The 22238-nt window shown below is 64.5% G+C and carries 23 protein-coding genes and 1 tRNA gene; 22 read left to right on the forward strand and 2 right to left on the reverse strand.

The features are described from left to right. Positions 1–15 precede the first annotated feature (15 nt). The 12 genes from hisB to tatC all read left to right on the forward strand — a co-directional run bounded on the left by hisB (position 16) and on the right by tatC (position 7080). Positions 16–603: an imidazoleglycerol-phosphate dehydratase HisB gene (gene hisB / locus LGM42_RS27090; protein WP_006477126.1), complete on the forward strand. Its 588-nt coding sequence runs from the start codon at positions 16–18 to the stop codon at positions 601–603. A 61-nt stretch (positions 604–664) separates the two neighbouring features. After that, entirely contained in the window at positions 665–1285 is a 621-nt protein-coding gene (locus LGM42_RS27095; protein ID WP_060315496.1) for a MarC family protein, read from the forward strand. Beyond that, entirely contained in the window at positions 1282–1923 is a 642-nt protein-coding gene (gene hisH / locus LGM42_RS27100) for an imidazole glycerol phosphate synthase subunit HisH (protein ID WP_059577249.1), read from the forward strand. Before LGM42_RS27095 ends, hisH begins: the two co-directional genes overlap by 4 nt. Before the next feature lie 164 nt (positions 1924–2087). Further along, positions 2088–2843: a 1-(5-phosphoribosyl)-5-[(5-phosphoribosylamino)methylideneamino]imidazole-4-carboxamide isomerase gene (gene hisA / locus LGM42_RS27105; protein ID WP_059577248.1), complete on the forward strand. Its 756-nt coding sequence runs from the start codon at positions 2088–2090 to the stop codon at positions 2841–2843. A gap of 105 nt (positions 2844–2948) precedes the next feature. After that, the gene (hisF, locus tag LGM42_RS27110; RefSeq protein WP_060315492.1) at positions 2949–3722 is read left to right on the forward strand and encodes an imidazole glycerol phosphate synthase subunit HisF; all 774 of its coding nucleotides are present in this window, start codon (positions 2949–2951) and stop codon (positions 3720–3722) included. Then, positions 3722–4138, forward strand: a complete 417-nt coding sequence (hisI, locus tag LGM42_RS27115) for a phosphoribosyl-AMP cyclohydrolase (RefSeq protein ID WP_059577245.1) — start codon at positions 3722–3724, stop codon at positions 4136–4138. The genes hisF and hisI overlap by 1 nt, the downstream gene beginning before the upstream one ends. Continuing rightward, positions 4135–4500, forward strand: coding sequence for a phosphoribosyl-ATP diphosphatase (locus tag LGM42_RS27120; protein ID WP_027783358.1), 366 nt, complete (start codon positions 4135–4137; stop codon positions 4498–4500). The genes hisI and LGM42_RS27120 overlap by 4 nt, the downstream gene beginning before the upstream one ends. A 69-nt stretch (positions 4501–4569) precedes the next feature. Further along, positions 4570–4962, forward strand: coding sequence for a DUF4870 family protein (locus tag LGM42_RS27125; protein ID WP_059236499.1), 393 nt, complete (start codon positions 4570–4572; stop codon positions 4960–4962). Positions 4963–4993: 31 nt separating this feature from the next. Further along, positions 4994–5359: a histidine triad nucleotide-binding protein gene (locus tag LGM42_RS27130; protein WP_027783360.1), complete on the forward strand. Its 366-nt coding sequence runs from the start codon at positions 4994–4996 to the stop codon at positions 5357–5359. Between the two features lie 94 nt (positions 5360–5453). Beyond that, positions 5454–5684: a Sec-independent protein translocase subunit TatA gene (gene tatA / locus LGM42_RS27135; RefSeq protein WP_006477115.1), complete on the forward strand. Its 231-nt coding sequence runs from the start codon at positions 5454–5456 to the stop codon at positions 5682–5684. A 26-nt stretch (positions 5685–5710) separates the two neighbouring features. Beyond that, positions 5711–6250, forward strand: a complete 540-nt coding sequence (gene tatB, locus LGM42_RS27140) for a Sec-independent protein translocase protein TatB (RefSeq protein WP_059577243.1) — start codon at positions 5711–5713, stop codon at positions 6248–6250. A gap of 41 nt (positions 6251–6291) precedes the next feature. Next, a complete protein-coding gene (gene tatC, locus LGM42_RS27145; protein ID WP_059577240.1) occupies positions 6292–7080 on the forward strand; it encodes a twin-arginine translocase subunit TatC in 789 nt (262 codons plus the stop codon). Between the two features lie 184 nt (positions 7081–7264). Here the strand turns inward: tatC and LGM42_RS27150 are convergent, their stop codons facing one another. Continuing rightward, a complete protein-coding gene (locus LGM42_RS27150) occupies positions 7265–8470 on the reverse strand; it encodes a S1C family serine protease (protein ID WP_059577237.1) in 1206 nt (401 codons plus the stop codon). Positions 8471–8491: 21 nt separating this feature from the next. On the opposite strand from LGM42_RS27150, the gene LGM42_RS27155 reads away from it, so the two are divergent. From LGM42_RS27155 to LGM42_RS27190, 8 genes are all read left to right on the forward strand, one after another. Then, a complete protein-coding gene (locus LGM42_RS27155; RefSeq protein ID WP_060315486.1) occupies positions 8492–9238 on the forward strand; it encodes a Nif3-like dinuclear metal center hexameric protein in 747 nt (248 codons plus the stop codon). Between the two features lie 218 nt (positions 9239–9456). Further along, positions 9457–10077, forward strand: a complete 621-nt coding sequence (gene petA / locus LGM42_RS27160; protein ID WP_006491868.1) for a ubiquinol-cytochrome c reductase iron-sulfur subunit — start codon at positions 9457–9459, stop codon at positions 10075–10077. After that, a complete protein-coding gene (locus LGM42_RS27165; RefSeq protein ID WP_059577232.1) occupies positions 10077–11459 on the forward strand; it encodes a cytochrome b in 1383 nt (460 codons plus the stop codon). Before petA ends, LGM42_RS27165 begins: the two co-directional genes overlap by 1 nt. A 21-nt stretch (positions 11460–11480) precedes the next feature. Next, complete coding sequence (locus LGM42_RS27170) at positions 11481–12239, forward strand: cytochrome c1 (RefSeq protein ID WP_060009428.1); 759 nt, start codon at positions 11481–11483, stop codon at positions 12237–12239. A 94-nt stretch (positions 12240–12333) separates the two neighbouring features. Then, on the forward strand, positions 12334–12945 hold the full coding sequence (locus LGM42_RS27175; RefSeq protein ID WP_006400565.1) for a glutathione S-transferase N-terminal domain-containing protein: 612 nt from the start codon (positions 12334–12336) through the stop codon (positions 12943–12945). 70 nt (positions 12946–13015) lie between these two features. Further along, positions 13016–13543 carry a ClpXP protease specificity-enhancing factor gene (locus tag LGM42_RS27180; protein ID WP_060315483.1) on the forward strand — a complete coding sequence of 176 codons (528 nt, stop codon included), beginning with the start codon at positions 13016–13018 and terminating at the stop codon, positions 13541–13543. An 18-nt stretch (positions 13544–13561) separates the two neighbouring features. After that, positions 13562–13637: transfer RNA gene (locus tag LGM42_RS27185), tRNA-Thr, on the forward strand. A 323-nt stretch (positions 13638–13960) separates the two neighbouring features. Further along, positions 13961–14164 carry a hypothetical protein gene (locus LGM42_RS27190; RefSeq protein ID WP_060315480.1) on the forward strand — a complete coding sequence of 68 codons (204 nt, stop codon included), beginning with the start codon at positions 13961–13963 and terminating at the stop codon, positions 14162–14164. An 87-nt stretch (positions 14165–14251) separates the two neighbouring features. Here LGM42_RS27190 and LGM42_RS27195 read toward each other — a convergent pair whose 3' ends face one another. Further along, entirely contained in the window at positions 14252–15052 is an 801-nt protein-coding gene (locus tag LGM42_RS27195; RefSeq protein ID WP_124863183.1) for a transporter substrate-binding domain-containing protein, read from the reverse strand. Between the two features lie 367 nt (positions 15053–15419). Between LGM42_RS27195 and tssI the strand changes: the two genes are divergently transcribed. Both tssI and LGM42_RS27205 read left to right on the forward strand, forming a co-directional pair. Next, entirely contained in the window at positions 15420–18599 is a 3180-nt protein-coding gene (tssI, locus tag LGM42_RS27200) for a type VI secretion system Vgr family protein (RefSeq protein ID WP_226233785.1), read from the forward strand. A gap of 53 nt (positions 18600–18652) precedes the next feature. Next, a partial coding sequence (locus tag LGM42_RS27205) for a DUF6531 domain-containing protein (RefSeq protein ID WP_226233786.1) occupies positions 18653–22238 on the forward strand: 3586 nt, incomplete at its 3' end.

The raw sequence follows: 22238 nt of genomic DNA on the forward strand, positions 1-22238 counted from the left end.
AATCAAGGAATTGCCATGCGTGTGGCGGAAGTCGTTCGCAATACCAGCGAAACGCAGATCCGTGTGAAGCTCGATCTCGACGGCACCGGCCAGCAGAAGCTGGCCACCGGCGTGCCGTTTCTAGACCATATGCTCGACCAGATCGCGCGACACGGTCTGGTCGATCTCGAGGTCGAAGCGCACGGCGACACGCATATCGACGATCACCACACGGTCGAGGATGTCGGCATCACGCTCGGTCAGGCCGTCGCGAAGGCGATCGGCGACCGCAAGGGCATCCGCCGCTACGGCCACTCGTACGTGCCGCTCGACGAAGCGCTGTCGCGCGTCGTGATCGACTTCTCCGGCCGGCCGGGCCTCGAATTCCACGTGCCGTTCACGCGCGCGCGGATCGGCACGTTCGACGTCGACCTGTCGATCGAATTCTTCCGCGGGTTCGTGAACCACGCGGGCGTCACGCTGCACATCGACAACCTGCGCGGGATCAACGCGCACCATCAGCTCGAGACGGTGTTCAAGGCCTTCGGCCGCGCGCTGCGCGCGGCGGTGGAGCTCGACGAGCGCGCGGCGGGGCAGATTCCGTCGACCAAAGGCAGCCTCTGAACCTCCGGACGGACGACGCCAAGGACAACCTCACGGCTTCGGCGCGGCGCGCCGGCTTGCGATGGATCTGCTCAAATCGTTCATCTCGCTGCTCGCGCTGATCAATCCGGTCGGCGCGGTGCCGTTCTTCCTGAGCCTGACGGCGCAGCAGACGGACGGCGAGCGGCGGCGCACGATCCGGATCGCATCGGTGTCGGTGTTCTGCGTGATGACGGTGACCGCGCTGCTCGGGCAGCAGATCATCAACTTCTTCGGCATTTCGGTCGGGTCGCTCGAGGTGGGCGGCGGGATCATCATGCTGCTGATGGCGATCAACATGCTGAACGCGCAGATCGGCAACACGCGATCCACGCCGGAGGAGCGCCACGAAGCCGAGCTGAAGGACAACATCGCGGTCGTGCCGCTGGCGATTCCGCTGCTCACGGGCCCCGGCTCGATCAGCACGGTGATCATCTATGCGGCGAACGCGCATCACTGGTATGAGCGGGCCGGGCTGGTCGCGATCGGCGCGGTCCTGGCTGTTCTGTGTTTCGTCGCGATGCGGCTCGCCGAGCCGATCGCGACCTGGATCGGCCGCACCGGCATCAACATCGCCACGCGGCTGATGGGTCTGATGCTGTCGGCGCTGGCGGTGGAATTCATCGTCGATGGACTGAGGGCGCTACTGCCTGCACTGAGATGAAAACTTCGATTGCGATTGTGGATTATGGGATGGGCAACCTGCGCTCGGTCGCGCAGGCGCTCAAGAAGGCCGAACCGGCCGCCGACGTGGCGATCGTCGACACGCCGGCCGCGATTCGCGCGGCCGACCGCGTCGTGCTGCCCGGCCAGGGCGCGATGCCCGACTGCATGCGTTGCCTCGGCGAATCGGGGCTGCAGGAAGCGGTGATCGACGCATCGCGCACGAAGCCGCTGCTCGGCGTGTGCGTCGGCGAGCAGATGCTGTTCGACTGGAGCGCGGAAGGCGACACGAAGGGCCTGGGCCTGTTGCCCGGCAAGGTCGTGCGTTTCGAGCTGGACGGCCGGCTGCAGGACGACGGCTCGCGCTTCAAGGTGCCGCAGATGGGCTGGAACCGCGTGCGCCAGGCGCAGCCGCACCCGCTGTGGGACGGCGTGCCCGACGACGCGTATTTCTACTTCGTGCACAGCTACTACGTGACGCCGGACAACCCGGCGCACACGGTAGGCGAAACGGCTTACGGTGCGCCGTTTACGTCCGCGGTCGCGCGGGACAACCTCTTCGCGACCCAATTCCACCCGGAGAAAAGCGCGGAGGTCGGGTTGCGTCTGTATCGCAACTTCGTGCACTGGAAACCGTAAAACGTGGTGCGCGAGCCACAGTCGACCTGGCCGAACGGCCTGTCGCACGTGGCACGCTCGCTTAAGCGCCGAAAGAGTTGTACTAAACTAGCGAGACGGCGCGGCACCGGTTTGGCCGGTACGCGCCGGATTCTTTTCATTTTCCACGACGACACCCGATTGCTATGTTGCTGATTCCGGCCATCGATCTCAAAGACGGTCAGTGTGTGCGCCTGAAACAGGGCGATATGGACCAGGCCACGATTTTCTCCGAGGACCCGGCGGCGATGGCCCGCAAGTGGGTCGACCTCGGCGCACGGCGGCTCCATCTCGTCGACCTGAACGGCGCATTCGCCGGCAAGCCGAAGAATCTCGACGCGATCGAAGCGATCCTCGACGAAGTCGGCGACGAAATCCCCGTACAGCTCGGCGGCGGCATCCGCAGCCTCGAGACGATCGAGAAGTATCTCGACGCCGGCCTGTCCTACGTGATCATCGGCACCGCGGCCGTGAAGAATCCGGGCTTCCTGCAGGACGCGTGCACCGCGTTCTCCGGCAACATCATCGTCGGGCTGGACGCGAAGGACGGCAAGGTCGCGACCGACGGCTGGAGCAAGCTGACGGGCCACGAGGTGATCGATCTCGCGAAGAAGTTCGAGGACTACGGCGTCGAATCGATCGTCTACACGGACATCGGCCGCGACGGGATGCTGCAGGGCATCAACATCGACGCGACCGTGAAGCTCGCGCAGGCGGTCGGCATCCCGGTGATCGCGAGCGGCGGCCTGTCGAACCTCACGGACATCGAGAGCCTGTGCGAAGTGGAAGAGCACGGCGTCGAAGGCGTGATCTGCGGCCGGGCGATCTACTCCGGCGATCTCGATTTCGCGGCCGCGCAAAAGCGCGCGGACGAACTGAACGGCGAACTCGACAACGCGTAACCGCGGTCGTCCCGTTCGCCGGGGCTGCCCGCGGGCAGCCCCGCCGGAAGCCTCGCGCGAGGCTTCCGTAACCGGCCGTCCCAGCGCGGCATTTGGCGCAACATCATGGCTCTAGCTAAACGCATCATCCCCTGCCTGGACGTGACCGCCGGGCGTGTCGTCAAGGGCGTCAACTTCGTCGAGCTGCGCGACGCCGGCGACCCTGTCGAAATCGCCCGCCGCTACGACGACCAGGGTGCCGACGAACTCACCTTCCTCGACATCACCGCGACCTCCGACCAGCGCGACCTGATCCTGCCGATCATCGAAGCCGTCGCGTCGCAGGTGTTCATTCCGCTGACCGTCGGCGGCGGCGTGCGCGCCGTCGAGGACGTGCGGCGCCTGCTGAACGCGGGCGCGGACAAGGTCAGCATGAACTCGTCGGCGGTCGCGAATCCGCAGCTCGTGCGCGACGCGGCCGACAAGTACGGCTCGCAGTGCATCGTCGTCGCGATCGACGCGAAGCGCGTGTCGGCCGACGGCGAGACGCCGCGCTGGGAAGTGTTCACGCACGGCGGCCGCAAGAACACGGGCCTCGACGCGATCGAATGGGCGCGCAAGATGGCCGCGCTCGGCGCGGGCGAGATCCTGCTCACGAGCATGGACCGCGACGGCACGAAGTCGGGCTTCGACCTCGCGCTCACGCGCGGCGTGTCGGACGCGGTGCCGGTGCCGGTGATCGCATCGGGCGGCGTCGGCTGCCTGCAGGATCTCGCGGACGGCATCAAGGACGGCCGTGCCGACGCGGTGCTGGCCGCGAGCATCTTCCACTACGGCGAGCACACGGTCGGCGAGGCGAAGCGCTTCATGGCCGATCAGGGCATCCCGGTGAGGCTGTGATGAATACCGAAACGAAATCCCTGCCCGCGTGGCTCGACAAGGTCCGCTGGGACGACAACGGCCTCGTGCCGGTGATCGCGCAGGAAGCGTCGACGAACGACGTGCTGATGTTCGCGTGGATGAACCGCGAGGCGCTCGCGAAGACGGTCGAGACCCGGCGCGCGGTCTACTATTCGCGTTCGCGCAAGCGCCTGTGGTTCAAGGGCGAGGAGTCGGGCCACGTGCAGCACGTGCACGAGGTGCGGCTCGACTGCGACGAGGACGTCGTGCTGCTGAAGGTCGAGCAGGTGTCGGGCATCGCGTGCCACACCGGCCGGCATTCGTGCTTCTTCCAGAAATTCGAAGGTACGGTGGACAGCGGCGACTGGGTCGCGGTCGAGCCGGTGCTGAAAGACCCCGAACACATCTACAAATGACGCAATCGACCGAAGACACGCTGCTGCGCCTCGCGGCCGTGATCGATAGCCGCAAGGGCGGCGATCCCGATCAATCGTACGTGTCGCGCCTGTTCCACAAGGGCGACGACGCGGTGCTGAAGAAAATCGGCGAAGAGGCGACCGAAGTCGTGCTCGCCGCGAAGGACGTGCGTCAGGGCGGCGCGCCGGGCGCGCTCGTCGGCGAGGTGGCCGACCTGTGGTTCCACTGCCTCGTGATGCTGTCGCATTTCGACCTGAGCCCGGCCGACGTGATCGCCGAACTCGAGCGCCGCGAAGGCTTGTCGGGCATCGAGGAAAAAGCGCTGCGCAAGCGTCGCGAGCGCGAGGAAAACGGCGGGTGACGGGCAGGCCCGCCGCGGTGGCAACAGTGCGGTAAGCTGTAAGAATTGTCATCCAACGGGGGTAGCATCATGAACGATACGTCGAACCAGTTTCCGACGCCGGCGGTGCCGGGCGCAGCGGATGCCGAACGCCTGAACGGGCTGCGCACGCTCACGCACGTGCTCTACGGCCTCTATGCATTTCACTGGCTGACGGGCGGCGTGACGGGCATCATTGCGATCATCATCAACTACGTGAAGCGCGGCGATGTGGCCGGCACGCCGTACGCCGATCACTTCGAGTGGCAGATCCGCACGTTCTGGCGCGCGCTGATCGCGTACGTGATCGGGTTCGCGCTGGCCTTCGTGGTGATCGGATTCGCGGTGATGTTTGTCACATGGATCTGGACGCTGTACCGTATCATCAAGGGTTGGCTGTACCTGAACGACAACAAGACGCTCGATCCGCAGGCGTGGTTCTGACCGGCCGCGGGCGGGCGTTTGCAGGAGCAACATGAGTCACGATCCGAATTGCCTGTTCTGCAAGATCGCGGCAGGCGAGATCCCGAGCACGAAGGTGCACGAGGACGACGAATTCGTCGCGTTCCGCGACATCCGCCCGGCGGCCGACACGCACGTGCTCGTGATTCCGCGCCGGCACCTGCCGACGCTGTCGGCGGCAGGTGAGGCCGATGCGCCGATGCTCGGCCGGCTGATGCTGCTCGTCGCGCGTCTGGCCGACCAGCTCGGCGTCGCGTATACGGGCGGCGAAACGGGTTTTCGCACGGTGATCAACACGGGCCCGGGCGGCGGGCAGGAGGTCTACCACCTGCACGCGCATATCCTGGCCGGCCCGCGCCCGTGGCAGCGAATGGGTTGACGACGCGGGGCGTTTCCCCGCATCCGATAGTCGAAGCCGGCGCGTTGCCGGCGATTTGCGCCGCATGGCGGCGTGGTTGAGGAGAGGTTTCATCATGGGTGGATTGAGCATTTGGCACTGGCTGATCGTGCTGCTGATCGTCGCGCTGGTTTTCGGGACGAAGAAGCTGCGCAACATCGGCAACGACCTCGGCAGCGCCGTCAAGGGTTTCAAGGACGGCATGAAGGAAGGCGAAACGCCGGCTGATGCGCAGCAGCTGCCGCGTTCGGGCGCGGTCGACGTCAACGCGAAGGAAACGACGCGTTCCGATTCGAACAAGGCGTAACGCCGGCACGCTGACAGGCATTCTCGATGCTGGATCTCGGTCTTTCGAAGATGGCGCTGATCGGCGTCGTCGCGCTCGTGGTGCTCGGCCCCGAGCGCCTGCCGCGCGTCGCGCGTACGGCAGGCGCGCTGTTCGGCCGCGCGCAGCGGTACATCAACGACGTGAAGGCCGAGGTCTCGCGCGAAATCGAACTCGACGCGCTGCGGACGATGAAGACCGATTTCGAATCGGCCGCGCGCAACGTCGAGACGACGATTCACGACAACCTGCGCGAGCACGAGAAGGAACTGAACGACACGTGGCATTCCGCGGTCGGCGGTCTTGACGGGGCGTCCGGCGACGCCGGTTCCGTCGGTTCCGCGGGTTCCGACACGCCTGCGGCGCCGTCGTGGCGAGGCAGTTCGACCGCGCTTGCGCCGAAGCGTCGCAACTGGCGCATCAAGCAGGCGGCGACACCTGTCTGGTACAAGCGCGCGACCACCCGCCGCACGCACGTGCAGTCGGGCGCCGCGCGTGTCGCGCGCCACCAGCCGGCCAGCCTGCGCCGGCCGACGCGCTTCTTCTGAGTCGAGCGCATGCTCGCTCGTCAATCCTACCGAGGGCCGGTGTGAGCGACCCCCAGCAGAACCCGGGCGACGCCCCGGAAGAAACCTTCATTTCCCATCTCGTCGAGCTTCGCGATCGCATCATTCGCGCGGGGCTGGCCGTGATCGTCGTGTTCGTCGGGCTCGTCTACTGGGCGCCGGACATCTTCAAGCTGCTCGCGCGGCCGCTGATGGACAACCTGCCGAAAGACGGCAAGATGATCGTCACCGACGTCACCGGCTCGTTCTTCGTGCCGATGAAGGTCACGATGCTCGTCGCGCTCGTGATCGCGCTGCCGATCGTGCTGTACCAGATCTGGGCGTTCGTCGCGCCGGGGCTGTACCAGCACGAGAAGAAGCTCGTCGCGCCGCTCGTCGGCAGCAGCTACTTCCTGTTCCTGTGCGGGATGGCGTTCGCGTACTTCCTCGTGTTTCCGACGATCTTCCGCGTGATGGCGCACTACAACGCGCCGCTCGGGGCCGAGATGACGACCGACATCGACAACTACCTGAGCTTCGTGCTGGGGATGTTCATCGCGTTCGGGGTCACGTTCGAGGTGCCGATCGTCGTCGTGCTGCTCGTCCGGATGGGCGTGCTGTCCCTGAAGAAGCTGAAGGAGATGCGGCCGTACGTGATCGTCGGCGCATTCGTGGTCGCGGCGGTCGTCACGCCGCCGGACGTGTTCTCGCAACTGATGCTCGCGCTGCCGCTGATCGTGCTGTTCGAGATCGGGCTGCTGGCCGCGCGATTCTTCGTACCGAAGAAGCCGGTGGAAGAGGGCGAGGCAGGCAACGGCGAAGCCGCGAGTTGACGACGCGCCGCCGCGTGGCGCTGCGGCCACCGGTACCGTGGTTGGCCGCCGGCCGGTGCGTGGCATAGCCATCTTCCCGGCACCAGGCATCGTTTGAAGCAAGGTAAAAGGGCAGCCGGCCGGCTGCCCTTTTTCAATTCCGCATCGCGTCATGACCGGCAGGCGGCGTGCCGCCCGCCGACCGTCATTCGCTGTCGCTGTCCTGCTCGTCGAGTGCCTGTTTCGGCGGCGGCGGGCGCTTGCCGATCACGACGTTCACGTCGAACTGCTTGCCCTTGCGCACGACGTGCACCTTGGTGGGCGTGCCCGGCTTGATCTGCGCGACGACGTTCAGCAGCTTCGTCGTGTCGGTGATGTCCTCGCCGTTGACGCTCACCAGGATGTCGCCCGGCCGGATGCCGGCCTTGTCGGCCGGGCCGCCCTGCAGCACGCCCGCGACGATCGCGCCCGATTTCTGCTGGAGCCCGAACGACTCGGCGATTTCCGGCGTGACGTCCTGCGGCTCGACGCCGATCCAGCCGCGCGTGACCGAGCCCGTCGTGATGATGCTTTCGAGCACCGTGCGCGCGGTCGAGACCGGAATCGCGAAACCGATGCCGAGCGAGCCGCCCGAGCGCGAGTAGATCGCCGTGTTGATGCCGAGCAGGTTGCCGTTCACGTCGACCAGCGCGCCGCCGGAGTTGCCGGGGTTGATCGGCGCGTCGGTCTGGATGAAGTTCTCGAACGTGTTGATGCCGAGGTGGTTGCGGCCGAGCGCGCTGATGATGCCCATCGTGACCGTCTGGCCGACCCCGAACGGGTTGCCGATCGCGAGCACGACGTCGCCGACGCGCGACTGGTCGGAGCGCCCGAGCGTGATCGTCGGCAGGTTCGTCATGTTGATCTTCAGCACCGCGAGATCGGTTTCGGGATCGCTGCCGATCACCTTCGCGGTGGCCGTGCGGCCGTCGGCGAGCGCGACTTCGATCTGGTCGGCGCCGTCCACGACGTGCTGGTTCGTTAGAATGTAACCTTCAGGGCTCACGATGACGCCCGAGCCGAGGTTGGCGGCCGGCTCGTCCTGCTGCTTGCGGGCGTTGCGGTCGCCGAAGAAGTAGCGGAACAGCGGATCCTTCGCGCGCGGGTCGGGCGGCAGCGAGCCGTCCTTGCTGGAGAACACGTTGACGACGGCCGGCATCGCCTTCTGCGCGGCTTCGGCATACGACGTGGTTGCCGGTGCGCCGCCGATGCCCGGCGCGACTTCGCGCAGCGCGACGATCGGCGTGGCGAGCTGCTTGCCGAGCTGTCCTTGCCGTTGCAGCCATTGCGGCTTGAGCGTCACGACGATGAACATCAGCGCGAGCAGTACGGTCACCGCCTGCGCGAAGAACAGCCAGAAGCGTCTAAGCATCTGAATGGATTAGAGGTTTATATGGATCGGATCGAACTCGAATTGTACTTGAACAATACCCTTGAAACCGCGCGCTTCAAGGACTATTGCCCGAACGGCCTGCAGGTCGAGGGGCGCCGCAAGATCGAGAAGATCGCCACCGGCGTGACGGCGTCGGTCGCGCTCCTCGAAGCCGCGCTCGAATGGGGCGCGGATGCCGTGCTCGTCCATCACGGCTATTTCTGGCGCAACGAGGCGCCGCAGATCACCGGCCGCAAGTATCGGCGCCTGAAACTGCTGCTCGCGAACGACCTGAATCTGTTCGCGTTTCACCTGCCGCTCGACGCGCACCCCGAATTCGGCAACAACGCGCAGCTCGGCGAGAAGCTCGGGCTGATCGGCGAGCAACGTTTCGGCGAAGGCGATCTCGGCTGGATGGCGACGCTGCCGATGCCCGTCACGCTCGAGCACTTCGTCGCGAAGGTCGAGCACACGCTCGGCCGCACGCCGCTCGTGCTCGGCGATCCGGACACGCAGTTGCGCCGCATCGCGTGGTGCACGGGCGCCGCGCAGAGCTATTTCGATGCGGCGATCGACGCCGGGGCGGACGTGTTCCTGACCGGCGAGGTATCCGAGTCGACCACGCACGCGGCGGCGGAAAGCGGTGTCGCGTTCGTTGCGGCGGGGCACCATGCGACCGAACGCTACGGAATTCAGGCGCTGGGGCGCCACTTGTCCGAGGAATTCGATCTCGAACACCTTTTTATCGATATTCATAATCCGGTCTGAGCGCCGGATTTGCGGCGGTGCATCGAAATTCCGCAATGTAGCATTCGCTTAAAAGCGAAATGATTTAATTGCTCCGATAGTGGGGGATAACCCTTAACTATCAAACACTTCGAAGGGATTTTCATCTCCGGGCCTTGTAAATGACGACTCCATTCGAGCAAACTAGCGGCGGAATGGAAAGTCGTGACGGAAAATCCAACTCAGAAGTGGGGCGTGTGATGCGAGACAAGGAAGAGAAACGCGTCGACAGCGGCCGCCGTACCTGGCTGATTGCGACATCCGTAGCAGGTGGCGTAGGAGGCGTCGCCACCGTCATACCTTTCGCGGCGTCGCTTGCGCCGTCCGCGAAAGCAAAAGCGGCCGGTGCGCCGGTCGAGGTCGACATCAGCGGCCTGAAGCCCGGCGAAATGGTCACCGTGCCGTGGCGCGGCAAACCCGTCTGGATCCTGAATCGCACCGATTCGATGCTGGCCGACGTCGTCAAGGCCGACAAGGAAGTGGCCGATCCGGCCACGAAATCCCCGTATTCGATGCCGTTGCCCGCGTATTGCGCGAACGAATATCGGTCGCGGGCCGATCGGAAGAACATTCTCGTCGTGATGGCCGTGTGTACGCACCTCGGCTGCACGCCTAGCCAACGCTTCACGCCGGGTCCGCAGCCGAACCTGCCGGACGACTGGCCGGGCGGTTTTCTGTGCCCGTGCCATGGTTCGACCTACGACCTCGCCGGCCGCGTGTTCAAGAACAAGCCGGCGCCTCAGAATCTCGACATCCCGCCCTACATGTTCACGTCGGCGACGACCCTCGTGATCGGCAAGGACGAGAAAGGAGAAGCGTGATGGCCGCCGACAACAACGAAGTCTCCACGACAGGTTTCACCGGCTGGATCGACCAGCGCTTCCCGTTCACGTCCACCTGGAAGAAGCACGTATCCGAGTACTACGCGCCGAAGAACTTCAACTTCTGGTACTTCTTCGGCTCCCTCGCGCTACTCGTGCTCGTCAACCAGATCGTCACGGGCATCTTCCTGACGATGAACTACAAGCCTGACTCGATGCTCGCGTTCGCGTCGGTCGAGTACATCATGCGCGAGGTGCCGTGGGGCTGGCTGATCCGCTACATGCACTCCACGGGTGCATCGATGTTCTTCGTGGTCGTGTACCTGCACATGTTCCGCGGGCTGCTGTACGGCTCGTACCGCAAGCCGCGCGAGCTCGTCTGGATCTTCGGCTGCGCGATCTTCCTGTGCCTGATGGCCGAGGCGTTCTTCGGCTACCTGCTGCCGTGGGGCCAGATGTCGTTCTGGGGCGCGCAGGTGATCGTGAACCTGTTCTCGGCGATTCCGTTCGTCGGCCCGGACCTGTCGCTGTGGATTCGCGGCGACTACGTCGTGTCCGACGTCACGCTGAACCGCTTCTTCGCATTCCACGTGATCGCGATTCCGCTCGTGCTGGTCGGCCTCGTGATCGCGCACCTCGTGGCGCTGCACGAAGTCGGGTCGAACAACCCGGACGGCATCGAGATCAAGGCGAAGAAGGACGAGAACGGCATCCCGCTCGACGGCATCCCGTTCCACCCGTACTACTCGGTGCACGATTTCCTCGGCGTGTGCGTGTTCCTGATGGTGTTCGCGCTGATCGTGTTCTTCTCGCCGGAGATGGGCGGCTACTTCCTCGAGGCGAACAACTTCGTCCCGGCGAACCCGCTGCAGACGCCGCCGGAGATCGCGCCGGTCTGGTACTTCACCGCGTTCTACGCGATGCTGCGCGCGACCACCGACCCGTTCAAGATCGTGCTGATGATCGTGATCGCGCTGCTCGGCGTGCTCGCGCTGATCCGCGCGCGCGGCAAGTGGAAGATCGGGCTGCCGGTGCTGGCCGCCGCGATCGTCGTGTTCATGTACCTGACGGAGTCGAAGTTCTGGGGCGTCGTCGTGATGGGCGCGGCGGTGATCACGCTGTTCTTCCTGCCGTGGCTCGACCGCAGCCCGGTGAAGTCGATCCGCTACCGGCCGCTGTTCCACAAGGTGTTCCTCGGGATCTTCGTCGCGGCGTTCCTGACCCTCGCGTTCCTCGGCACGCGGCCGCCATCGCCGGCGGCGACGCTGATCGCGCAGGCCTGTGCGTTGATCTATTTCGCGTTCTTCCTCGGCATGCCCGTCTGGACGCCGCTTGGCACGTTCAAGCAGCCGCCGGAACGGGTGCGCTTCAAGCCCCATTAACGTGAGCGAGGAGAGAACGACATGAAGAAACTGCTTTCGACACTCGCGCTGATCGGGGCGACCGCGTGTGCGCTGCTGGCGGCGCCGGCCGTGCGGGCGGAGGGTAATTTTCCGCTCGACCGGGCGCCCGATAACACGGAAAATCTCGTTTCGCTTCAGCACGGCGCGCAATTGTTTGTAAACTATTGCCTGAACTGCCACAGCGCGAACCTGATGCGCTACAACCGTCTGACGGATCTGGGCATATCCCAGAAGGAGATCGAAAAGAATCTCCTGTTCACGACCGACAAGGTCGGGAACACGATGTCCGTCGCGATGCGGCCCGACGACGCGAAGAACTGGCTCGGCACCACGCCGCCCGACCTGTCGGTCGAGGAGCGTGCGCGCGGCCGCGACTGGCTGTACACGTATCTGCGCAGCTTCTACCGCGACGATACGCGGCCGACCGGCTGGAACAACGCGGTGTTCGAGAACGTTGGCATGCCCCATGTGTTGTGGCAGTTGCAGGGGCAGCGCGTAGCCAAATTCGAAGACAAGACGGACGAGGAGACGGGCGAGAAGGCCCACGTGCTCGTCGGCTTCCAGCAGGTCACGCCGGGCACGCTCTCGTCGCCCGACTACGATGCTGCGGTGGCCGACCTGGTGGCCTATATGACATGGATGTCCGAGCCGGCCCAGCAGACCCGCAAGCGCCTTGGCGTGTGGGTGCTGATCTTTCTCGGTGTCCTGACTTTCCTGGCCTGGCGGCTGAATGCCGCGTACTGGAAAGATATCAAGTAAACACGCCTGACCGGCGTGGGGCCGGCGCAAGGCGGAACCCGTGAAAGGGGTTGCGCCGCGTGCCGGCCCTCGGCTTTTTTGAGGAAACGCAAATATGATGGTTCTGTATTCCGGCACAACTTGCCCGTTCTCCCAGCGTTGCCGGCTGGTGCTGTTCGAGAAGGGCATGGACTTCGAAATCCGCGACGTCGACCTGTTCAACAAGCCGGAAGATATTTCGGTGATGAACCCGTACGGTCAGGTGCCGATCCTCGTCGAGCGCGACCTGATCCTGTACGAATCGAACATCATCAACGAGTACATCGACGAGCGCTTCCCGCATCCGCAACTGATGCCGGCCGACCCGGTGCAGCGCGCCCGCGCGCGCCTGTTCCTGCTCAACTTCGAGAAGGAACTGTTCGTTCACGTCAGCACGCTCGAGAACGAGAAGGGCAAGGCGGCGGAGAAGAACCACGAGAAGGCACGCCTCGCGATCCGCGATCGCCTGACGCAGCTCGCGCCGATCTTCGTGAAGAACAAGTACATGCTTGGCGAAGAGTTCTCGATGCTCGACGTCGCGATCGCGCCGCTGCTGTGGCGCCTGGATCACTACGGCATCGAGCTGTCGAAGAACGCCGCGCCGCTGATGAAGTACGCCGAACGGATCTTCAGCCGTCCGGCCTACATCGAAGCACTGACGCCGTCCGAAAAGGTCATGCGTCGCTAATGTTGCAATGAAGGCATGACGGAGCGGTGGCGCGGCGTGCCGCGCATCCGCTCCGGGTTCGAGGATTGTGATGCAAGAGATTTCAACGAAGCCGTATCTGCTGCGCGCGTTGTACGAGTGGTGCACCGATAACGGTTACACGCCGCATATCGCGGTGAGGGTCGACAACTCGACGCGTGTGCCGCGTCAGTTCGTGCGTGACGGCGAGATCGTGCTCAACATCAGCTTCGAGGCGACGAGCCAGTTGCAGATGGGCAACGAGTGGATCGAGTTCACGGCCCGGTTCTCCGGGAAGGCGCACAAGATCGAGATTCCGGTGGCCAACGTGCTCGCGATCTATGCGCGCGAGAACGGGCAGGGCATGGCGTTCCAGGTCGATGCGGTCGCGGGCGAAGGCGAGGATTCGGGCGCGTTCGACGATGACGCCGCGTCGGCCGATGATGCGCCGCGTGACGAGTCCGTATCGCCGTTGGCGCCCGTCGCCGACAGCGGCGCGAACGAGGAACCGTCCGAAGGCGCCGACGAACCGCCGAAAACCGACGGCGACGGCGATGGTTCGAAAGGCGGGAGCAGACCTCGCCTCAAGATCGTGAAATGAGGTAGAATCTCGCGCTACGCCGGCTTAGCTCATCTGGTAGAGCAGTTGATTTGTAATCATCAGGTGGCGGGTTCGAGTCCTGCAGCCGGCACCAAATCCGAAAAGGGGTTACGGAATTTTCCGTAACCCCTTTTTTGTTCATGGAGCCGCGCGCCGCGATGTCGCGAGCGCCATCGTTGCCCCTTTTTCCTGTCACGCCTGCGTCACGCGGCACCCCTAACGTTGCACCTTCTCGTCGCGGCAGCATCTTCGCGAGCCGAGCGTGCGTGACCGCATCCGACGCCGTGCCCGCGTCGCGCAGGCTCACCCGGGATCTCGCTCCCGCCAGCGCATTGGCTTCTGCCTCGCATCCATTCCATTCGAAAACGCGATCGACGCCGATCGAACTGCATCGCGGACGATCAGGAGACACGAACCATGCTGAGCCCGCACGAATTCTCGATGCTGCTGCGCATTGCGCGTGCGCCCGACAGTGTCGATCTCGCGAACCCGGCCTTTGCCGTGCTCGTCGAAAAGCGGCTGGTCGACGACACGCAGCGACGCGTGAACGAGGTAGCGGCGCGCCCGGCGCTGACGCCGATCGGCCAGATGCTGCTTGCCCGTTTCGACGACGCGGCCTGACGGAAAAGGCAAAGGGGGAAGGCTGCAACCGCGCGTCACGCCTTCGCCGCAGCGAAAACGTGACGCATCGAACGCGCGGCGAACCGCTTACTGCGCGACCGGCACCGTCACGTCGCTGCCGAACCAGTGCATCGAGATCTTCTTCAGCGTGCCGTCCTTGCGCAGCGAATCGAGCGCGTCGTTGATCGCCTTCTCGAATTTCGGGTTGCCCTTGCGGAACGGGATCGCCATCTCCTGCTTGCCGCCGTTCAGCACCGCACCCGAGCGCAGCGGCAGGTTCGACGTCTTGATCATGTACGGCAGCATCAACCGGTCGTCGAGCGTCGCCTCGATCCGCCCCGCAGCGAGGTCGCGCAGTTTCTCCGGCGCGCCCGGATACGTCTGTACCTCGATGCCCGGCACGCTGCGCGCCATCTGGTCGTAGTTGGTGCCGAGCGTCACGCCGAGCTTCTTGCCCTTGAAATCGTCGAGCGACTTGAAGTTGCGCGTGTCGTCCTTGCGCTGGATCAGCTGCGCGGCCGAGTACGTGTACGGCTGGCTGAAGTCGAGCGCTTCCTTGCGCTGCGGCGTGATCGTGACCTGGTTGACAATCACGTCGAACTTGCCGGCCTGCAGGCCCGCGATGATGCCGCTCCATTCGGTCGGAATGAATTGCGTCTTCACGCCGAGCTTGCCGGCGACCGCGTTCGCGACGTCGACGTCGAAACCCTCGAGCTGGCCGGACGTGCCGCGCGAGTTGAACGGCGGATACGTGCCTTCGAGGCCGACGCGCAGCACGCCGGCTTTCTTCACGGAATCGAGCAGGTCTTCCGCGTGCGCGGCGACGGCCGTGAAGCCGAGGGCCGACGCGAGCAGCAGGCCCGACAGCAGGAACTTCGAACGTTTCATCGCGGATCTCCAGTGGTCAGTAGGGTGTTGTGGTGAGCGACGGGCACCGGGCGCTGGGTGGCCTCGATGGGCCGCAATACGGGCACGTAGACACTACTCGCAACCGCGCCGCACCGGAAGTCGAATTGGCCCTGATTGCAATCGATTTCAGCGGATTGAAGGCGGCAATCCAGCGCGACGGCATGGGCTGTGCACGGCGACTGCCTAGTCGAACCGTTCGCCGCGGGCATTCTGGATCCACTTAAAAATACTCTTTTAAATCAGGTCATTTTTCCGATTCGGGCCGTAATTTGTCTGTAAAATCGCGCGAGCGAAATCGCTCAGCGCGCCATCCGAGGGCGCGTCAAAAGAAGAAAAGGCCGTAGCCATGAACATGCAGAACACGATCGCCGCATTGCGCGGCGGGTTGCTTCAGCAGGACCGGTTGCTGAAGCTCGAGACGCCATTGGGAAGCAACGTCCTGACCGTGCAGCGGGCGGTCGGCCGCTCACGCATCGGGCGCGCGTACGAATTCACGCTGGACGTGTTGTCGACCGACAGCGATCTGGAACTCAAAAAACTGATCGCGCAGCCGGTCACGTTGTGGATCCAGCAAGGCGACCGCAGCTACCGGCCGGTGAATGGCTACGTGCACACCGCGCGTCGCCTGGGCGCCGACGGCGGGCTCACGACCTATCAGCTGACGTTCGCCGATTTCACCCATTTCCTGAAGTTCCGTCGGGACCAGCGGATCTGGAACGATACGACCGTCGACCAGATCATCAGCGACGTGCTGGACCAGCATCCGCAGGCGAAGGGGCATTTTCGCTTTGCGCTGTCGAAGCCGCTGCCGAGCCGTTCGTACACGCGTCAGCACGATACCGACTGGCATTTCGTGCACCGGCTGATGGAGAGCGAAGGCCTTTACACCACGTGGCAGCAGGCCGACGACGGCAAGTCGCATACGCTCGTGATCACCGACAACCTGCAGGCGTTCGCGCCGCTGTCGCCGCAGGCCGTGCGCTTCTATCACGGCGGCGCGGCGAGCGAAACTGACGCGCTCACGCAATGGTCCGGCACGCGCACGCTGCAGAGCGTGACCCGAACGACACGCACGTTCGACTACAAGAATCCGTCTCAACCGTCGAATCCGAAAGGCACGTCGCTGCCGACGATGGCCGGCCAGGGCGAATTGCCCGACCAGCTCGAAGTGTACGAATACACCGGTGCGTACACGTATCTGGATCAGACGCGCGGCGATCATCTGACGAAGATCCGGATGGAGCAGTGGGAGTCGGAGGCGAAGCGCTTCCACGGCGCGGGCGGCGTGCGTGCAATGGATGCTGGCCGGCGCTTCACGCTGGCGGACCATCCCGAACACGATCGCGATCCGGCCGACCAGCGCGAATTCGCGGCGATCGGTGTCGAATGGTGGATCGAGAACAACCTGCCCGTTGCCAGCAGCAGCGCGGATTTCCCGTACAGCCTGCGCGAAGCATTGACGCAGGCGCAGGACGGCTATGGCGCCGACCCCGCGTTTCGCGTGCCGCATGACGACGGCTCGGTGGGCTTCTATCTCGTCGAGGTCGAAGCACAGCGCGTGAGCGTGCCGTATCGCAGCCCGTTCGAACACGAGAAGCCGAAGATGCATCTCGAGACGGCGATCGTCGTCGGGCCGCAGGGCGAGGAAGTCTATACCGACGAGCTGAACCGGATCCGCGTGCAGTTCGTGTGGGACCGCCTGAACCCGGGTAACGAGAACGCGTCGTGCTGGGTGCGCGTCGTGCAATCGGATACCGGCGGCGGCTACGGCGGCGTGCACGTGCCGCGCATCGGCGAGGAAGTGCTGATCGACCATGTGGGCGGCGACTGCGACCGGCCGCTCGCCGTCGGGCGCGTGTACAACGGCGCGAACCAGCCGCAGTGGCATAGCGACGGGATCCTGTCCGGGTATCGGTCGAAGGAGTATTCGGGCGGCGGCTACAACCAGCTCGTGATGGACGACGCGACCGGGCAGAACCGCGTGCAATTGATGAGCAGCAGCGCGAACAGCCTGCTGCATCTCGGCTACATCATCGACCAGAACGGCAATGCGCGCGGGTCGTATCTCGGTAGCGGCTTCGATCTGCGCTCGGATGCGTACGGCGCGGTGCGGGCGAGCCAGGGCTTGTACGTGACGACCCATCCGAAGGCGGCGAACAGCCAGCCGCTCGACGTGAAGGAAGCGCAGCAGCAGCTCGTGACGGGCGAGAGCCTGATCGAAGCGATGTCGGGCGTGAGCGAGCAGCATCAGGCGGAAAGCCTGAAGGAGGCGCACGAAACGATGCGCGCGTTCACCGACGCGACGCAGGACAGCAAGTCGGGCAACGCGTCCGGTGGACGTACGGCGGGCGGCGGCACGGGGAGTGCGAATGCGTTCAAGGAGCCGGTGATGCTGTTCGGCAGCCCGTCGGGGATCGGGATGTCGACGCAGCAGTCGCTGCACGTCGTCGCGAACGATCACGTGAACGTGGCGAGCGGACAGAGCGTGCACGTGGCCGCGGGCAAGTCGCTGATCGGGAGCATCGGGCAGAAGCTGAGCCTGTTCGTGCAGAACGCGGGGATGAAGCTGTTCGCGGGCAAGGGCAAGGTCGAGATCCAGGCGCAGTCGGACAACGTCGAGGTGACCGCGCAGAAGGCGGTGAAGGTTGTGTCCGCCACCGACCGGATCGAGATCGCGGCCGATCAGGGGATTCTGCTGACGAGCGGCGGCGGATATATCCGCATCAAGGACGGCAACATCGAGATCCATGCACCGGGCGCGATCGATGTGAAGGGGGCGTCGCACACGTTCGCGGGGCCGGCGAGCATGGGGTATCCGTTGCCGAGCCCCCGGCCGGATCAGCCGGGGCAGCTCGAACTGTTTCACAAGTACGTGAACGGCGAGGCGGTGAAAGGCGGACTGTTCACTGTGAAGGACGTGAACGGAGCCGTGCTGAAGAAAGGCGCGCTCGACGACAGCGGTCATACGGTTGTGAGCGGGTTGCCGCCGGGCGCGGTGCGCGTCGAGTTCGGGAAGGATCCGCGCGAGTCGGATCAGCCGGCGAACTATTTCAAGCAGGCGAAGTGGCCGGCGGAGCCCGTGCAACCATCGCCGGAAGCCGCGCAGGCCGCGGCGAGCGGACAGCTCGCGAGCCAGCTGCAGGGGATGGCGCCGGCCGCGACGACGGCGGCGATGGGGCTGGTGAGTGGCGGCAGCGCGGGCGCGGCCCTCGGCGGGCTCGCGAGCGCCGCATTGCCGGCTGCTGCGACCGCGTTGGGTGGAGCCGGCGTTGCGTCGGCGTTGCAGACCGCGTCGAGCCTGAGCGGTGCGGCGAAGCAGGTGGCCGGGATGGTTCAGGCCGCACGTCAGGGCGGGCTTGCGGCATTGGCCGCGCCGGCGGCGAATGCGGCGTCCGGCGCGTTGCAGAGCGCATTGCCCGGCGTCGCCGGTATCGCGGGCAAGGGCGCCACGACCGTGGCGTCGGCCACGGGCGCGACGGGCATGAAGCTGCCGACGAGCGGGTTTGGCGGGCCGTTGAAATCCTGAGAGAGCGCGGCTTGTCAGCCGTCTTGAAAAAAACGAATTGAACGAAGAACGACATGGCACAACAACTTCCACCGGGCGCTGAGAAGGAACAGGCTGTTACCTGGCTCAGCGATGTTTCCGCCAAGGATGTCGCCGCGGTCGGCAACCGCTTCGATGCGTGGTTGCGACGGATCAGCGGCAACCACATCACGTTCGAGGACGTGAAGACGTTTGCCGGTGCGGTGCCGATCATCGGCAACATCATGGCGATGGTCGACGCGCTCGGGGATATTGCCGAGATCATCGAGAAGCGCGGCGGCCAGGTGCTCGATTACATGAGCCTCGCGATCAACCTGCTCGGCATCATTCCGATTCCGCCGACACTCGCGCCGTTCCGGATGTCGGCGCGCCCGCTGCTCGCGCTCGTCCGGCACGAATTGCTGGCGACCCGCAACAATCTCGGCGCGGCGATCATCTCCGTGCTGGTCACGCATATCAACGCGACTTGTGCGACCGAGATCGAGGATTTTCTGAACAAGCTGAAGGCTGGCCTAGTCGAGCTGCTCGACGGATGTGCATCGACATGCCAGGAGATCATGCTCGCGCTGGCGACGGGCATGGACAAGGCGCTGCACGGTCAGCTCTTCGACGCCAACGCGAATCTGAAGCGGCAGCAGGAACTCGCAAAGAAGATGGCGGACGAGCGGCCGTGGTACAGCCCGAGCCGCGTCGGTGACGGCATTCAATTCGCGTACGAAGGAACCAAGGCGCTCGGAAAGAAGGTCATCAACAAGACTGCCGGCACCGTGGCGACGCTCGCGCCGGATGCATGGCTCGAGCCGTTTCGAAGCACGGTGACTTTTCTTCGGACCGAAGCGCCGAAGATTGCGTCATCGATTCGGTCGCTTGCAGGCAGTGAAGAAGGCAAGATGATGTGGCTCGTCTTGCAACTGATCGAGGCCGTTGGACGCGTCAAGGCGCGCGCGAAGCTTCATGAGCAGACTGCGGACGTCAAGGCGAGCGGGAAGAGTCAGGCGAAGAAGACGCGCGGGCAGGAGGGGCTCGAAAAAACCGACGGGCAAGCGCCGGCCGAAGGACCGGGGAAGAGCGCGTGCAAGGCATGCGGGCTCGGGGCATCACCGGCATCCATCGATTTCGCGTTCGGCGACGAAACGTTTTCGCACGTGGATTTCGACCTGCCGGGCGCCATGCCTGTCGTATGGGAGCGTACCTATCGTTCCCGGCTGTCAGCCTATGACAACGGTGAACTCGGTGCACGATGGATCACGCCATATACGACGCGAATCGACGTCAAGAACGATCAGTGGATCTATCGCGATGCGGAAGGGCGCAGCATCGAGTACCCGGCGCTTGCGGCCGGTGCGGTGCACGACGATCTGTCCGAGAACCTGACGCTGTCGCGGCTCGACGATACCTGGGTGACGATCGCATACGGCCATGACGTGCTGCACGTGTACGAGCGCCGTGGCGATGCGTTCCGGCTCGCGATGCAGAAGGACCGTGCCGGCAACACGATCACGCTCGACTACGATGCGCTCGATCGCGTTGCGCGCCTGATCGATGCGAGCGGCAATGTGCTCGCGTTCGAACACGACAGGCACGGCCGTATCGTGCAGATCGAGCATGTGCTCAAGGACGGTGCGCGTCGCACGCTGGCGAGCTACGAATACGATGCGCACGGGGACCTCGTGCGCGCGGTCGATCGTCATGGCAATGCGCGGACGTATCAATATCACCGCCACCTCGTGACGCGTTACACGGACCGAACCGGCCGCGGAATGACGCTCGAATGGGATGGCGCGGACGCGCAAGACAACGCAGACGCGAAATGCATTCGCGAATACGCCGACGACGGCAGTCTGGATCTCCGGCTCGCGTGGAATCCGAACATCCGTCTGACCTACGTGACCGACGCGCTCGGTCAGATGACGCGGTACTACTTCAACATCCACGGCTACGTGTATCGGATCGTGTATCCGGATGGTAACCAGGAGTGGTTCCGGCGCGACGCCCATCACAATCTGGTGCTGCATATCCGGCAGGACGGCAGCATCGAGCGTCGCGAATACGACACGCGCGGCAACCTGATTCGGCACGAGCGGGCGGACGGCAGCGTCGTCGAGATGGCGTATGACGACAAGGATCAGATGATCCGGCTCGTTGACCCGAACGGTCATGTATGGCAGCGCAAGTACGACGACGCGGGCAACGTCGTCGAGGAAATCGATCCGCTCGAACATTCCACGAAGTACGAATACAACGACAAGGGTTTGCCGACGCAGATCACCGATGCGAAGGGCGGCTCGAAGACGCTCGAGTACAACGATGCCGGGCAGATCACGCGCTATACGGACTGCTCCGGAAAGACGACGGAGTGGCGGTACGACGATATCGGGCGTGTGATCGAGACGAAAGATGCGGCCGGAGGCGTGGTTGCCTATCGTTACGGCCTGAACGGACAACCGACGGAAGTGCGTTCGCCTGCCGGTGTCGAGCAGGTCCAGTACGACGCGGAAGGCCGTTTGCTGCGGCATACCGATCAACTCGATCGTTCGACGCGATATGGCTACGACGCGGCCGGGCGCATTGCGAGCCGCGCCGATGCGCTCGGGCAGACGGTTGCGTATCGCTATGACCGTCTCGGCCGCTTGTCCGCGCTGACCGATGCGAACTTTGCGACGTACCAGTTTCACTACGATCCTGCGGGACGGCTGATCGAGGAGGTGGGCTTCGACGGCAAGTCGACGCGCTATCAGTACGACAGCGTGAGCGGCAGTCTCGTTTCGATCGATGAAGCGGGTTGCGTGACTTCGGTCGAAGTCGATGCAAACGGCCGGCTGCTGAAGCGCGCCGCGGGGGAAAGCGAAGAGCGGTTTGCCTACGATCCGAGCGGCAGGTTGATCGACGCGGCGAACCGGTACAGCCGCGTGCAGTTCTTCTTCGATCCGGTTGGCAATCTGGTGCGTGAACATCACGCCTACGATCTGTTCGGCGACCGGCGCAGCTACGTATGGCATCACGAATACGACGAACTCGGCAATCGGCGGCGTACCGTTCGGCCGGACGGGCATGTGGTCGACTGGTTGATGTATGGCTCGGGGCATGTGCACGGAATGCTGCTCGATGGCGAGGAGCGCGTGCAGTTCGAGCGCGACGATCTTCATCGCGAGACGGTGCGTGTGTTGTCGAGCAAGGTTGGGCAGCGCACGCACTACGATCCGGCCGGCCGCGTGTTGCAGCAGACGATCCAGCGATCGACGTCACCTGCGCCGCTTGCCGAGCGGCGGTATCGCTATGACGCGGTGGGGCAGTTGTCGCGGATCGAGGACAGCCGCAAGGGCGGGACCGACTATCGGTACGATCCGGTCGGACGGCTGATCGAGGCGATCAGTCCCATCGCGAAGGAACGGTTTGCGTTCGATCCGGCGAGCAACATCATCGATCCGGTGCGGACGGCGGAGACGCCGACATCGCGTCCGAGCCCGGTGCGACCGGAAAGCACGTTGCCTGTCGAGGTGCCGAAGGTGCTCGGGAACCTGCTGAAGGCGTATGCGGGGATGCACTTCGAGTACGACGCGCGCGGGAATCTGGTGCGTAAGCGTACGCCCGCGGGTGAGCAGGAATACGAGTGGGATGAGT

The organism is Burkholderia sp. AU39826 (genome assembly GCF_020419965.1).
GTDB classification, from domain to species: Bacteria; Pseudomonadota; Gammaproteobacteria; order Burkholderiales; family Burkholderiaceae; genus Burkholderia; species Burkholderia semiarida.